This is a genomic window from Streptomyces sp. NPDC050422, from assembly GCF_044458665.1.
In the GTDB taxonomy this organism is placed as follows: domain Bacteria; phylum Actinomycetota; class Actinomycetes; order Streptomycetales; family Streptomycetaceae; genus Streptomyces.
In genome coordinates, this window is sequence record NZ_JBITIE010000007.1 from 26982 (window position 1) to 41007 (window position 14026).

Annotated in this window: 11 protein-coding genes and 1 tRNA gene; 6 read left to right on the forward strand and 6 right to left on the reverse strand. The window is 71.6% G+C overall.

Annotated elements, in window-relative coordinates; translation table 11 throughout:
- Positions 1–51 precede the first annotated feature (51 nt).
- Positions 52–726 (reverse strand): helix-turn-helix domain-containing protein, encoded by a 675-nt coding sequence (locus ACIBJG_RS11835; RefSeq protein WP_399307264.1) that lies wholly within the window; start codon positions 724–726, stop codon positions 52–54.
- Positions 727–1014: 288 nt separating this feature from the next.
- On the opposite strand from ACIBJG_RS11835, the gene ACIBJG_RS11840 reads away from it, so the two are divergent.
- Complete coding sequence (locus ACIBJG_RS11840) at positions 1015–2463, forward strand: NCS2 family permease (protein ID WP_399307266.1); 1449 nt, start codon at positions 1015–1017, stop codon at positions 2461–2463.
- A 100-nt stretch (positions 2464–2563) separates the two neighbouring features.
- Here ACIBJG_RS11840 and ACIBJG_RS11845 read toward each other — a convergent pair whose 3' ends face one another.
- Positions 2564–4021, reverse strand: coding sequence for an MFS transporter (locus ACIBJG_RS11845; protein ID WP_399307268.1), 1458 nt, complete (start codon positions 4019–4021; stop codon positions 2564–2566).
- 193 nt (positions 4022–4214) lie between these two features.
- Here ACIBJG_RS11845 and ACIBJG_RS11850 point away from each other — a divergent pair, with 193 nt between their 5' ends.
- Positions 4215–4670, forward strand: coding sequence for a MarR family winged helix-turn-helix transcriptional regulator (locus ACIBJG_RS11850; protein ID WP_399307270.1), 456 nt, complete (start codon positions 4215–4217; stop codon positions 4668–4670).
- A gap of 56 nt (positions 4671–4726) precedes the next feature.
- Here the strand turns inward: ACIBJG_RS11850 and ACIBJG_RS11855 are convergent, their stop codons facing one another.
- The 3 genes from ACIBJG_RS11855 to ACIBJG_RS11865 all read right to left on the reverse strand — a co-directional run bounded on the left by ACIBJG_RS11855 (position 4727) and on the right by ACIBJG_RS11865 (position 9247).
- Positions 4727–5620: a cellulose-binding protein gene (locus tag ACIBJG_RS11855; protein WP_399307272.1), complete on the reverse strand. Its 894-nt coding sequence runs from the start codon at positions 5618–5620 to the stop codon at positions 4727–4729.
- Positions 5621–5846: 226 nt separating this feature from the next.
- The gene (locus tag ACIBJG_RS11860) at positions 5847–8264 is read right to left on the reverse strand and encodes an SUKH-4 family immunity protein (RefSeq protein WP_399307274.1); all 2418 of its coding nucleotides are present in this window, start codon (positions 8262–8264) and stop codon (positions 5847–5849) included.
- 5 nt (positions 8265–8269) lie between these two features.
- Entirely contained in the window at positions 8270–9247 is a 978-nt protein-coding gene (locus tag ACIBJG_RS11865) for an SMI1/KNR4 family protein (protein WP_399307276.1), read from the reverse strand.
- 304 nt (positions 9248–9551) lie between these two features.
- Between ACIBJG_RS11865 and ACIBJG_RS11870 the strand changes: the two genes are divergently transcribed.
- Both ACIBJG_RS11870 and ACIBJG_RS11875 read left to right on the forward strand, forming a co-directional pair.
- Entirely contained in the window at positions 9552–10085 is a 534-nt protein-coding gene (locus tag ACIBJG_RS11870; protein WP_399307278.1) for a YwqJ-related putative deaminase, read from the forward strand.
- 10 nt (positions 10086–10095) lie between these two features.
- Positions 10096–10629, forward strand: coding sequence for an SUKH-3 domain-containing protein (locus ACIBJG_RS11875; RefSeq protein ID WP_399307280.1), 534 nt, complete (start codon positions 10096–10098; stop codon positions 10627–10629).
- Positions 10630–10817: 188 nt separating this feature from the next.
- Here the strand turns inward: ACIBJG_RS11875 and ACIBJG_RS11880 are convergent, their stop codons facing one another.
- Positions 10818–12119 carry a sensor histidine kinase gene (locus ACIBJG_RS11880; protein ID WP_399307282.1) on the reverse strand — a complete coding sequence of 434 codons (1302 nt, stop codon included), beginning with the start codon at positions 12117–12119 and terminating at the stop codon, positions 10818–10820.
- Positions 12120–12320: 201 nt separating this feature from the next.
- Here ACIBJG_RS11880 and ACIBJG_RS11885 point away from each other — a divergent pair.
- Both ACIBJG_RS11885 and glmU read left to right on the forward strand, forming a co-directional pair.
- A tRNA-Gln gene (locus ACIBJG_RS11885) sits at positions 12321–12392 on the forward strand.
- Positions 12393–12501: 109 nt separating this feature from the next.
- On the forward strand, positions 12502–13950 hold the full coding sequence (gene glmU, locus ACIBJG_RS11890; RefSeq protein ID WP_399307284.1) for a bifunctional UDP-N-acetylglucosamine diphosphorylase/glucosamine-1-phosphate N-acetyltransferase GlmU: 1449 nt from the start codon (positions 12502–12504) through the stop codon (positions 13948–13950).
- The last annotated feature ends 76 nt before the right edge of the window (positions 13951–14026 follow it).

Here is a 14026-nt window from a genome sequence, read left to right on the forward strand (position 1 = left end):
GGTCAGCCGGCCGTGGCAGGAGTCCCCGCCCTCCGGGGCGAGGAGCGGAAGTCAGTCCGGCAGCCGGGTCCAGAAGTGGTCGACGATCTCCTCGACGTAGCGTCGCCCGTCCTCGCCCGAGGCGGTGCTGCCGCTGGCCCGGCTGAGGGTGGCCGCCATGAGGGCCTGGTACTCGTGGTACATGGAGTCCAGCGGCTCGTGCAGCAGTTTGCGGTCCACGGAGATGAGCTTGGCGATGGCGCGAACATGCGCCTGCCACCGGGTGCTGACGGCTTCGGTGAGCAGGCGGGCGAGTTCCTCCTCGAGCCCGGTGATGGCGATGTGGTCGCGCGGCGGGAGGCCGAGCAGGCTGCCGAGTTTCGCGGACTGCCTCTGGTCACCGGTCCACCGCCCGGTCTCCTCCATGCGGACGTAGGCGTCCAGGGACAGGCCCGTCGCGCGAGCAACGTCCTCGGCCGGTATCCCGCAGGAGACACGGTGCTCGCGCAACGTACGCGGGTGTCCCATGATCTCGCTGGGGTGGCACCACAACGCGCCTGCCAGCGCCGCGAGTTCATGCGGCTCGGGCAGCGCGGTGCCGCGTTCCCACGCCGCGATGTGATCAGCGGTGACGTGAGCCGTCCCGAAGGACGATCTCATTGCGTACGCGACGTGGCCGGGGGCCATTCCGAGCTTTTCGCGCAGGGCCCGGGCAGCGCGCGCGTTGAAGGGGGGTGGAGGGTGCACGCACAGAACGTATGGGCATCGTCACCAGAAAATCCATGACCCCTGTCGCCTGAATCACGGTTTGGCTCTATAGATCACCGGTGATTCCGTAGGAACCGACAGACGTTTTCGAGTCAGCAACGGCGTTATGCGGCAAGGCCCTTGAGGCCTGAGCCATGGCACGTATGATCCGCTCGCAAGGCGCCGCATGTGTGTTCGCACGACTGCCTGTCACCTGTGCCGGGCAGCAGCGGCTCCACCTCTTTGCCCCCTTCCCCCTTGTCCGTTGCAGGCCCAGGAGACGTCCCCATGCACCCCAGCAAGACCAGCCCGGCCGACATACCGCCGACCAGATCCGGTGGTGGTGCCCTCGACCGGTTCTTCCGCATCACCGAACGCGGATCGACCTACGGCCGGGAAGTTCGCGGTGGCTTCGCCACCTTCTTCACCATGGCGTACATCCTCGTGCTCAACCCGATCATCCTCGGTGGCGCGAAGGACAAGTTCGGCGACCAGCTGGACACCGTCCAGCTGGTGACCGCCACCGCCCTCGTCGCCGCGGTGATGACCCTCATCATGGGCGTGGGCGGCAATCTGCCGCTCGCCCTGGCCGCGGGCCTGGGCATCAACGCCGTCGTCGCCTACCAGGTCGCCCCACTCATGGCCTGGGACGACGCGATGGGCCTCATCGTGCTCGAGGGCCTGCTGATCTGTGTGTTCGTGGCGACGGGTCTGCGCGAAGCGATCATGCACGCCATCCCGCAGGCCCTCAAACAAGCCATCAGCGTCGGCATCGGCCTGTTCATCGCGTTCATCGGCTTCGTCGACGCCGGGTTCGTCACGCGCATCCCGGACGTCGCGAGCACCACCGTTCCCGTCCAGCTGGGCTCCGGCACCCTCTCGGGCTGGCCGATGCTCGTCTTCTGCCTCGGCGTGATCATGACGATCGTGCTCCTCGCCCGCAAGGTCAAGGGTGCCATCCTCATCAGCATCGTCGTGATGACCGTGATCTCCGTCGTCATCAACTCGCTGGCCGACGTGAAGTCCTGGGGTCTGACCGTCCCCTCCATGCCCGACAAGCCGGTCGCCGCACCCGACTTCGGGCTGCTCGGCCAGTTCGACCTGCTCGGCTCGTTCGGTCAGATCAGCGTCCTTACCGTCATCCTGCTCATCTTCACCCTCATCCTGTCGGACTTCTTCGACACGATGGGCACCGTCGTCGGCGTCACCGCCGAAGCCGGACTCCTCGACGAGCGCGGGCAGGTGCCGGGCCTGGGCCGGGTCCTGCTCATCGACGGCGCGGCCGCGGTCGCCGGTGGTGTCGCGTCCTCGTCGTCCGCCACCACCTATGTCGAGTCCGCCGCAGGTGTCGGCGAAGGCGCCCGTACCGGCTTCGCCAACCTCGTCACGGGCGGCATGTTCGCCCTGGCGCTCTTCTTCTCCCCCGTGCTGACCATCGTGCCCATGCAGGCCGCGTCGCCCGCACTCGTCGCGGTCGGGTTCCTGATGATGACCCAGGTCAAGCACATCGACTGGGACCGCTACGACCTCGCCATCCCGGCGTTCCTCACCATCACCGTCATGCCGTTCACCTACTCCATCACCAACGGCATCGGTGCCGGCTTCGTCACCTACGTCATCATCAAGGCGTGCCTGGGCAAGGCCCGTGAGGTCCACTGGCTGCTCTGGGTCACCGCGACACTCTTCCTCGTCTACTTCGCGATCGACCCGCTGGAACAGCTCCTCGGCCTCAAGTAGGCGCGCCGGCCGCCGCCTCGGCGGCCAGGACACGCAACTGCCCGGCTCCGACCCCGTCGAAGGGGTGCGGAGCCGGGCAGTCCGGCGTGCGGGGTCCGGGTCAGCCCTTGGCCGCGGCCACCTCCGGCGAGGCGGCCGCTTCGGCCTTCTCGCCGGCGTCACCCGAACCGCGTACGGCCGGGATGAACGTCGCGATCACCAGGGCGATGAGGGCGACACCGCAGCCGAACATCAGGCCGGTACGGAACCCGGCCTCGGAGGTGAAGCTGTAGCCGGCCGTCTCCGTGGTCATCTGCGCGAGGACCGCACCGATGACAGCGGCGCCGATCGACGTGCCCAGCGCGCGCATGAGGGTGTTGAACCCGTTGGCTGCGGCCGTCTCGGACGCCGGGACCGCGCTCATGATCAGGGCGGGCATCGCCCCGTACGCGAGGCCCACACCACTGCTGCTGACCATGAGGAACAGCATCAGGCCCCAGGCGGATCCCATCAGGAGAATCCCGATCCCGTAGGCCGCGGCGATGACCAGCACACCGGAGATCAGCGTGAACTTCGGGCCGCGGGCGTCGGTGAGCTTTCCGCCGAACGGGGAGACGATCATCATCATGATGCCGCCGGGGGCCATCCACAGACCGGCCTGCAGCATCGACTGACCCAGGCCGTAACCGGTGGCCTCGGGGAACTGCAGCAGCTGCGGCGCGATCAGCATGCCGGCGTACATGCCGAAGCCGACGAAGAGCGACGCGAGGTTGGTGATCAGCACGCGGGGGCGGGCCGTGGTGCGCAGGTCGACCAGCGGGTCCTTGGTGCGCAGTTCCCAGAAGCCCCAGCCGATGAGCACCACGACGGAGGCGGCGAACAGGCCGATCGTCGTCGCGGAGGCCCAGCCCCACTCGGCGCCCTTGGAGACGGCGAGCAGCAGGCAGACCAGACCGACGGCCAGGCCGAGTGCGCCGGGCATGTCGAAACGCTGCCCCTTGGCGGCGGCCGGCACATCCGGGATCAGGAACCAGATCAGCGCGGAGATGGTGAGGGCCAGCACCGCCGAACCCCAGAACAGCACCCGCCAGTTCGCGTACTGGGCGACCGCCGAGGCGATCGGCAGGCCGAGGGCGCCACCGATACCGAGGGAGGCGCTGACGAGCGCGATGGAGGAGCTCAGCTTCTCGCGCGGCACCACGTCACGCAGCAGCGCGATGCCGAGCGGCACCATGCCCATACCCATGCCCTGCAGACCGCGTCCGACGATCATGGGGACGACGGTGGACGAGAGCGCGCACACCACCGAGCCGGCGAACAGCGGCACCGAACAGACGAGCAGCATCCGTCGCTTGCCCAGGAGGTCACCCAGCCGACCGGAGACCGGCACGCACACCGCGGAGACCAGCAGGGTGACGGTGATCACCCAGGCGGCGTTGGACGACGACGTGTCGAGGAGTTTCGGCAGCTCGGCGATGAGCGGCGTGACCAGGGTCTGCATGACCGCCGCCACGGTGCCGGCGAAGGCGAGCGTGGCGACCACACCGCCTGATCTGGCTGTCGGCTGGGGGGCATCCATGAAGAGGAACTCCTTGGGGTCGTGGTCCCGTCTACCGGGATAGCGACGTGCATCGTACATGCCTGATGTGTCATACACACCACGTGTCCAATACACACCCCGTGAGAGCATGAGCCGCCGCTCAGAACCCGACGCACGCCGCTCAGAACCCGACGCACGACCGACCCCGGCGCAGAAGCAGGAGGCCGCAGACATGCCCAGGCCCACAGAAGAGGTGGAGTACGAGCAGATGCTGCTCGGACGCCACAGCCTCGCCGACCACCGGGGCGGACGCCACAAGTACGCCCTCCTGGACCGCAGCGCCTACATCCTGCTGAGCCGCCTCCGCGTCCAGGGCCCCATGTCCAACGGCGAACTGAGCGACGCCTTCGGCCTCGACGCCTCCACCCTCAACCGCCAGACCGCCGCGGTGACCCGCGCCGGACTCGCCGAACGCATCCCCGACCCCGACGGCGGCATGGCCCGCAAGTTCCGCATCACCGAGCAGGGCACCAAACTCCTCGACACGGAACGCGAACGCGTCGTCCAGTCCCTGGACCAGGTCATGCACGACTGGCCGGACGACGACATCGCGGCCTTCGCGGCCTACCTCAAGCGCTTCAACAGCAGCATCGAACAACTCTCCAAGCGCCCCTGGCCGCGCCCCTGACCCGCCGTCGGGCGTGACGGCCCCCTGGGGCCTGGTGACCCCTGGCCGGGCGGCCCTCAGTCCTCCGCCGGAGCCACCCGCCCGGTCAGCGCCGCCAGCGAGTTACGCACGTGCGCCATGTGCGCCTGCACGTCCTCGCGCCCCTCCTCGTGCTCCCGCAGGATCCGCTCCGTCTCCCGCACCACCCGCTCCTCCCGCACCCGGGCCCCCGCGATCAGCTCGGCCCCCTGCGCCTGGGCGTCCTCCTGGCCGTGCCGCGCGGCCTCCTCGGTCTCGGCCAGCGCACGCCGCGCCCCGGCGAGACCGGCCTCCGCCCGCTCCGTCAGCGCCTCGTGCTCCGCCGACTGCGCCGCCTCGGCGTCCGCCAGCTCCTGCCCGGCCGCCTTCCGGCGCTCGCCGTGCTCCTGCTCCTGATGCGCCAGCACACTCGCCGTACGGCTCACGGTCGCCGCCATCGCGGCCTCCGCCTCCTCACGCACCTGCGCCACCTCCAGCCGGGCCGCGGCCAGCGACTCACCGGCCGCACCCTCGGCGGCCGCCAGCACCTGCTCCGCATGACCCGTCGCCGCCGCACGCATCGCCTCCGCATCGGCCCTCGCCGACTCGCGCAAGGCCCGCGCCGCCGCGTCCACCTCGTCGCGCAGCGCCTGCGACTCCTCCGCCGCAGCGGCCAGGACAGCTTCCGCCTCGCCCTCGGCCAGCGCCAGAATCTGCTGCGCCCGCTCCCCCAGCGACGCGTAGTCCTGCGGCGCCAGCGCGGCGACGACCTCGTCCAGCCGCGCCGACTCGGCCACCAGCGTCTCCGCCAGGGCCGTCAGCCGCGCCACCTGCTCCCGCGCCCCGTCCCGCTCCGCCGACAGCGCGGCCACCGTCCGGTCCACCTGCTCCGGACGGTAACCACGGCCGCGCACCCCGACGAAGCCATGCGCGGACACCGGTGCAGAACTCATCCTTGACGCCTCTTTCCGACTCTCCGACCACCGAGCAATACGTCAAGGATGCGGCAATTGGCCAAGAAGTCGGAATCGTTTCGATGCTTTCAGGACGGAAGCGACAGGCATCACAACCCACAGAAGGGGGGTGGGGGGCCCCCCCCCCCCCCGGGGGGGGGGCCCCCCCCCCCCCCCCCCCCCCCCCCCCCCCCCCCCCCCCGGCACTACCGCACGGACCGGCCCGTCAGATCAGCCCGTCCCACATCTGCTCCAGCAGCACCGACCACCAGCTCTCCGGCGACGCCAGGGCCGCCGGGTCCACCGCCGCCAACTGCGCCTGGAAGTCGACCGTCCAGCGACCCGCCTGCTCAGGGTTCAACCCGAACCGCAGCCGCCACATCCGGCCCAGCAACGCCATGGAACGCGCGAACTCCGGCAGCCCCGTGTTCACGAACTGCGGCGGCACCGACTGGCCGCCCGGACCCGCCTCCACCGGCACGGCCACGATGTTCGCCGTCCCGTACTGCACACAGATCGCCCGGCCGAAGTCCGACCCCATCACCAGGTACGACCCCGCGTCGGGAGCCGCCTGCACCTGCCGCTGCGCCGCCAGCTCCGCCAGCGTCGGCACCACCGGCTGACCCGGCTGCGCCCAGAAGAACGGCCCGAAGTCGGCGGGCAGCCCCGCCCACACCAGCGTCAGCGCCACGATCTCCGGCACACCCTGCCGGGACACCGCACGCTGATCGAAGCGCAGCACCCCCTGCGGACCGAACGTCTGCAGCATCTCCTCCGCGATCGCCTCCGGCGGCACCGGCATCGCCGGCGGCACCTGCGGCACCTGCGGCAACGGAGCCCGCACCGGCGCCGGACGCGCCGGACCGTCCGCGACCTGGTGCAGCTCGCCCTGATGCGTGAGCAGGTGCTGCATGCCCTGCTGCCTGCTCGCGTGATCCGTCCCGTACGGGGCGACGCTGGTGATCCGCACCTGCGGCCACGTCTCACGGATCATCCGGGCGCAGTAACCACCCGGCAGCTCACACGACTCCAGCTCCGTGTGCAGCTCGATGACCTGCTGCGGCGGCACGTTCATCGCCCGCAGCTCGTGCAGCATCTGCCACTCGGGGTGCGGGGTGCCCGGCGCCGAACGGCGGATCAGCTGCTGCTCGCTGCCGTCCGGCCCGCGGTACCGCAGCACGGCCTGGTAGCCGGGTCCGACGGTCGGCTGACCCGTCGGCGCCTGCGGATACCCGTACGAGGGCGGCGGGGTGTGACCGGGCGGCGGTACGGGACCCGGGGCCCCGCCCAGCGACGCGCCCGGGCCCATCGGCGCACCCGGCGGACCGGGCGGACCGGGCGGCTGCGGAGCCGATGGACCCACCGGACCCGGACCCGGGCCCGCGAGCATCGTCGCCGCATGGTGGACACCGCCCCCACCGGGCGGCGGCGTGGAACCGGGCGGCGCGGGCGGCTGCGGCGCACCAGGAGCACCGGGCGGACCCGGCGGCCTCGGTGCCGACGGCCCCACCGAACCCGGCTCGGCGAACATCGTCGCCGCATGATGCACGCTGCCCCCACCGGGCGGCGGCGTCGAACCGGGCGGCGCGGGCGGACCGGGCGGCGCGGGCGGACCGGGCGGCTGCGGCGCACCGGGCGGACCCAGCTGCGACACGAGCTGCGTCGGCACGTACCCACCCGCCGGAGCACCCGGCGTACCCGGCCCCGAAGGCGGCGGCAGGGGCGCGCCCGGCCTGGCACCCGGCGTACCCGGGGCACCGGGCGGCGGCGGAGTCGTCGAGCCACCGCCACGCGCACCGCGCGGCGGGACGACGGCCTTGCTGGTCGCCTCGTCCGAGATGTCACCGGCACCGGGGCCCCGGCCCGGGCCTGCCGGACGGCTCGGCGCGGGAGCCGGCGGAGCACCGGGACCGCCGTGCACGGGCGCGGGCGGGCCCGCGGGCCCGCCCTGCGGGGGCAGTCCCGGAGCGATCGCCGTCGGCGGCAGCTGGCTGCCGCCCGACATCAACGCCGTCGGGGCGTCGGCCGCCACCACCCGGGGCGGCGCGCCCTCGTCGTCCGCACCCGAGAGCGGCGGCGCGAACACCGTGGCCGGCAACCCGACCTCGCCCTCGTCGGACCCCGCGTGGGTATTGGTATCGGTCCCCGCCCACGGAGTGGCCCCGACCGGCGGCTGCGGCGCGGACGCCTGGACACCCGCCGTCGGCTCGTACCCAGCGGCCGCGGGAGCCGGCGCAGGTGTCTGCCCCGCCGCTTCCGCCCGCCGGTCCGGGATGCCCAGCTTGTCCGCCGCCTCCTGGAGCCACTCCGGCGGGCTCAACAGGAACGACGTCTGATTCAGATCGATGCGCTGCGGCGGCTCGGGCGCCGACGGCGCACCGGCCGGGGAGCCGTACTCCTCCTCGTACCGCCGGATCACCTCACCCACCGGCAGGCCGGGCCACAACGTCGCCTCGCCACTGTCCCGGGCGATCACCAGGCGCTGCCGCCCGCCGTCCGACACCGGGCCCTCGGCGCGGTCCTCGGCCCACACCACGAAACCCAGCTCGAACTCACGCACTCGCACCTCCCGGTGCTGGTACGCCGGAACGTCGCCGTTGACCCACTCGTCCGCGCGCTCCTGCGCCTGCGCAAAGGTCACCATCGCGCTCACCCCTCCACCGGGACGGCGCGCGCGAAGCCACCGTCCACCATCAGGTTCGCCACCGTCTCCAGCTCCGGCGGGTTACCCGCGAGCCGCTGGAGGAACGCGTCGAAGTCGGCGCCGCACGGCAACAGCAGCCGCTCCACCCGCTCCTGCACGCTCCAGCCGTCCTGGTCGCGCGCATCGTCGTACGCACAGAACCAGACCGAACCGACGCCGTCCCCACGGACCTTCACCGCGAGGATGCCGCCCTGGACGAAACCGACGCCCAGGTAGTCCTTGGTCAGGTGGTCCCGCAGGCACTTGTTCACGTACACCAGGTCGTTCACGCCGGCTTCCTCGCGCACCGTGAAGAACGGCTGGTCGACCAGCAGGCCGAGCTCCGCGTCGAGCGCCGCGCCGACCGGGGCCGAGCCGCCCGCCGCCTTCAGGAACGAGCGGTACGCACCCGGCAGCCGGTAACCGAGATCCTCCTCGACACCCTGGATCTGCTGCTCGCTCACCGCCACGGCACCCTTCGGCAGCCGGAAGTGCGCGGGCCGGGTCTCCTGGAGCGGACGCGTGCCCCGCTTGTTCTGATCGACCGCGGTCGTCGCCAGACCACCGTGGTGCCGGAGCAACGCCTTCACCTCGACCGGAACGAGCTCCATCCGCCGGCCACCCGGCACGTGGTGCCAGGTCCAGCCGTGCGGAGTGGCGACCGCGGGAATCGTGCCCCACAGATCGTGCCCGCTCGCCGCCAGCGCCGCGTTCGCCGACACATAGTCCGTGAGCCGCAGTTCGTCCACGCCGAACCCCTGCGGGGGCTCGGCGATCTCCGCGGCGGCACGCGCGTACGGCGCGAAGTCCGGACAGCCGTTCCCGTCCATACGCACACCTCTGGGGTGGCGGGACGCCCGGACCGGGTCCGGGAAGTGCACGAGCTGCCCGGCGTAGGCCGCGTTCGGTGGCGCGGCTTGCTGCCCGAGCCGACCTGTCGTCATGGCGGTTGCCCCCTGCTGCGTCTGGCTGATGAGGACCGACCTGCCCATGGGGGCGGTCCAGGCACAGCCTATGCGGTGAGCCCGTGACAGGCCCCGCCCCTCCGCCCCACGGCCACATCCGTCACCAACCGTCACAACGGGGTGACGGACGAGCGACGAACAGGCCACCGAATCGCGACACGCGGACACGTTTCACCGACCCAGCTTTCACAGGACCCGACACATTTGGCAGGCTGTCACCCGCATACACGGGGGCGTGCACATTCGGCAGCAGCCGCTGCGGGCACGGGAGGGACACAGCACCATGCACACCGCACACTCTGCACAGACCGTCACGACCGGGGACCCCCGACTCAGCTGGAGCAGCAGCGAGAACGGCCACGCCCCCCGTCTGACCCACCGCCGCGACGGCATCCTGCCCGCGGTGGCCGCAGCGCTGTCCGTACGCGGGGAAACGCTCACCTGCACCGCGGGCAAGGGCGACCAGCCACCCGTACTCCACCACCTCGTCCAGGACTTCCTCGACACTCTCCCCACCGGACAGCGCGAACGCTTCACCGGCCGCTGCCCCGAAGCCATACTCCTCTCCCGGCACCTCACCGCCGCCGAGACCGGCCGCTCCAAACGAGCCCAGCGCAAGCCCCTCACCAACGGCGAGGCCCGGCGCGCGCTCAAGCACGCCCGGCTCACCGCACGCCGCATCCGGGAGGACGGCGACCCTCTCCACGGCAGCTACGCGGCACCCTGCCGCTCCTGCTCCGTCATGCTCGCCCACTTCGGCGTACGTCCCGTCGACCTCACCACGACCGGAGCGGCGACGACCGCCGAGAAGGGCTGACCGCGCCCCCATGCACGACCGCACCGACCTCCCCGCGCAAGCGGGCCCGTCGAACCACGACCGCCACAGCTCCACCCGCTTCCCCGTCGCCGTCGACGCCGCCCTGCGCACCGCCGGCTGGCAGCCGGGCCGCTGGGACATCCGCCAGGCGGAGGAGTGGGCCGACGCCCTGCGCTCGCACGCCTCGCCCGCCGGACACCAGCACGCCGTCTTCCCCGCCGCCGTGGAGGCCTGGGCCGAGTTCGGCGGACTCCACATCACCGCCACCGCACCCGGGCGGCAGATCGCCCCGCCGGCCGTCCGGATCGACCCGCTGAGCGGACTCCACCTCGCGCGGACCCTGGGAGACCTCGGCCGCGCCCTGGAAACCGAGGTCGCGCCCCTGGGCGAAGAAGGGGACGGACAGGCCGTCCTCGCCATCGACGCGGAGGGACGGGTCTACAGCGTCGACCACACCGGCGACTGGTACCTCGGACCCGACATCGACAGCGCTCTCGCCACACTCGTCACCGGCATCCAGCCGGAACGCCTGGTCTCGGGCTGAGGACGCGGCCCGATCCACACAGGCCCCAAGGGCCTTTCGTTTGGATCAGGCCGGATCAGGGAGCGGGGTCCGGTGCGTGCAGCGGCAAGGCGGAGGAGGGAGTCACTGCGGAGCATTGGCGACCGACGACAACGCCGCAGATGCGCGTGCCGGACCCCGCGAGCCCGGCATGATCCAAACGAAAGGCCCTAGGCCGCTTCGACGTCCGGCAGGACCGCCGACACCCGGAAGCCACCCGCGTCCGTCGGACCGGACACGAAGACACCGCCCAGCCCGAGCACCCGCTCCCGCATCCCGACCAGTCCGTTGCCCCCGCTGGGCAGCCCCGCGTCCGCCGTCGCCGCGTCCGACGGGCCGTTCTCCACCTGCATGGCGACCTCGGCGCCGCGGTGCGCGAGGCGCACCCACGTCCTGGCGCCCGCCGCGTGCTTGTGCACGTTCGTCAGGGCCTCCTGCACCACCCGGTACGCCGTCTGCTCGACCTCGGGCGCGTACGAACGCGCCTCGCCCTCCACCGACAGCTCCACCGTCATCCCCGCCGCCCGCGACTCCCCCACGAGCGTCTCCATCTCGTCCAGCCGCGGCCCGTCCTCCGTCACCATCGGCACCGAGCGCCCCACGGAGGCCAGCGGCACCTTCGTCACCCGCGTCACCATCGGCTCCCCCGTACGCAGCACCCCGAGCATCTCGCGCAACTCCGTCAGCGCCTGCCGCCCCATGTCGCCCACCAGCGCGGCATTGCGCACCGCCTTCGCCGGATCCTTCGGCGCCACCGCCTGCAGAGCCGCCGCGTGGACCACCATCAGGCTCACCCGGTGCGCGACCACGTCGTGCATCTCACGGGCGATCCGGTTCCGCTCCTCCGTACGCGCCCACTCGGCGCGCTCCTCCGCCCGGTCCGCGAGCAGGGACAACTCCCGCTCCAGCGAGTCCGCCCGCTCCCGCAGGCTCTCCATCAGCCGGCGCCGCGCCCCTATGTAGAGGCCGAACAGCACCGGCGGCGCGCTCAGGCCGAGCGCCATGAAGAGGGACAACATCGGCACGTACCAGTCGCCGGGCCCGAAGTCCGCGTCGGCGTCGACGCCCTGCCGCAGCCGCACGTACGTGACGATGAACGTCCCCACCAGCGACATGCCCGTCAGCACCGCGGTGATCCGCCGCGGCACGTCGGACGCGGCCAGCGTGTACAGGCCGACCAGGCCCATCAGGAAGCCCATCTCGGCCGGCGTCGTCGCGATCGACACGAGCACCACGGCGATCGGCCACTTCCGGCGCACCAGCAGCACGGCCCCGGCGAGCAGCCCGAACAACACCCCCAGCGGCACCGGCAGCCCGGTGTCCCCCGCGAACACCACCCCTTCCAACGCGCACTCCAGCGCCGAAACCAGCGCCAGTCCTCCATCCAGTGCGACACTCCGTCGCCGTTCCCACCACCAGTAGCCGCGGGTGGTCGGTCCCGCCGCCTCCCGGTCTGCCCCCGTTGCGGTCATGGCATCCAGCGTACGGGCGGGCGCACCTCATTTTCGGGTGACCTGCGCAGCACGTCGCGCTGTCGAACGGATTCGAATCAGCGGCGGTTCACGTGAACGAAAGCGGGGGACCTATACCGTCGCATTGTGGGTCGGCGGTACGGCATAGTGTTGCGTGCCGATCGGACAGCCTGGCGCAATGTCCGGCTAGTTCGGTTTTATTCCCCCATGGTGTAATTGGCAGCACAGTAGCTTTTGGTGCTATTTGTCCGGGTTCGAGTCCTGGTGGGGGAGCACCTCGCTGCGGGCCCCGACCGAACCGGTCGGGGCCCGCACTCATGCCCGCCCCAACGCCCCCCGGTATCCTGCGGATGTCCATCACCTGAAGCCGAAGGGCCTATCCGTGAGCTCCGTACGCCCGGCAGCCGTCGTCGTCCTCGCAGCGGGTGAAGGCACCCGCATGAAGTCGAAGACCCCCAAGGTCCTGCACGAGATCTCCGGGCGTTCGCTCGTCGGACATGTCGTCGCGGCCTCCCGCGAACTGGAACCGCAGCACCTCGTCGTGGTCGTCGGCCACGCGAGCGAGCAGGTCACCGCCCACCTCACCGCCGCGGACGCCCAGGTGCGCACCGCCTACCAGGCCGAGCAGAAGGGCACCGGGAACGCGGTGCGCGTCGGCCTCGACGAGCTGGGCGGGACCGTCGACGGCACCGTGATCGTCGTCTGCGGCGACACCCCGCTGCTGTCCGGTGAGACGCTCGCCGCGCTCGCCGCCACCCACACCGCCGACGGCAACGCCGTCACCGTGCTCAGCGCCGAGGTCCCCGACTCCACCGGCTACGGCCGGATCGTCCGCGACGCGGCGACCGGCGCGGTCACCGAGATCGTCGAGCACAAGGACGCCACCGACGCCCAGCGGGCGATCCGGGAGATCAACTCCGGGGTGTTCGCGTTCGACGGGCAGCTGCTCACGGACGCGCTGGGCAAGGTCCGTACGGACAACAGCCAGGGTGAGGAGTACCTCACGGACGTGCTGTCCATCCTGCGCGAGGCCGGGCACCGGGTCGGCGCTTCGGTCGCCGGTGACCACCGGGAGATCCTCGGGATCAACAACCGCGTGCAGCTCGCCGAGGCGCGCCGGCTGCTGAACCAGCGGCTGCTGGAGCGGGCGATGACCGCGGGCGTGACCGTGGTGGACCCGGCGTCGACGCTGATCGACGTGACCGTGACGTACGAGCGGGATGCTCTTGTGCACCCGGGCACCCAGCTGCTGGGGACGACGCATCTCGCGGAGGACGCCGAGGTCGGTCCGAACTCGCGGCTGAAGGACACCGTCGTCGGGGCGGGTGCGCGCGTGGACAACACGGTCGCGGACGGGGCCGAGGTCGGCGCCGGTGCGACGGTCGGTCCGTACGCGTATCTGCGGCCGGGGACGCGGATGGGAGCGAAGTCCAAGGCCGGTACGTACGTGGAGCTCAAGAACGCGACGCTCGGCGAGGGCACGAAGGTCCCGCACCTGTCGTACGTGGGCGACGCGACGATCGGTGAGTACACGAACATCGGTGCGGCCAGCGTCTTCGTGAACTACGACGGCGTGAACAAGCACCACACGACGATCGGCTCTCACTGCCGGACCGGTTCGGACAATATGTTTGTGGCGCCTGTCACGGTCGGGGACGGCGTCTACACCGCGGCGGGCTCGGTCATCACGAAGGACGTGCCCGCCGGTTCGCTGGCCGTGGCCCGTGGCCAGCAACGGAATATCGAGGGCTGGGTGGCCCGCAAGCGTCCGGGGAGTGCGGCCGCGCAGGCGGCTCAGGCCGCGGCGGAGGACACCGGCAGCGAAAGCTGACCGGAAACAGGCGCGTCGCGCACGGCGTACCGTGATAGTTGCTCACCCCATTTCGGCTGGCTCGTTGCACTTCGGG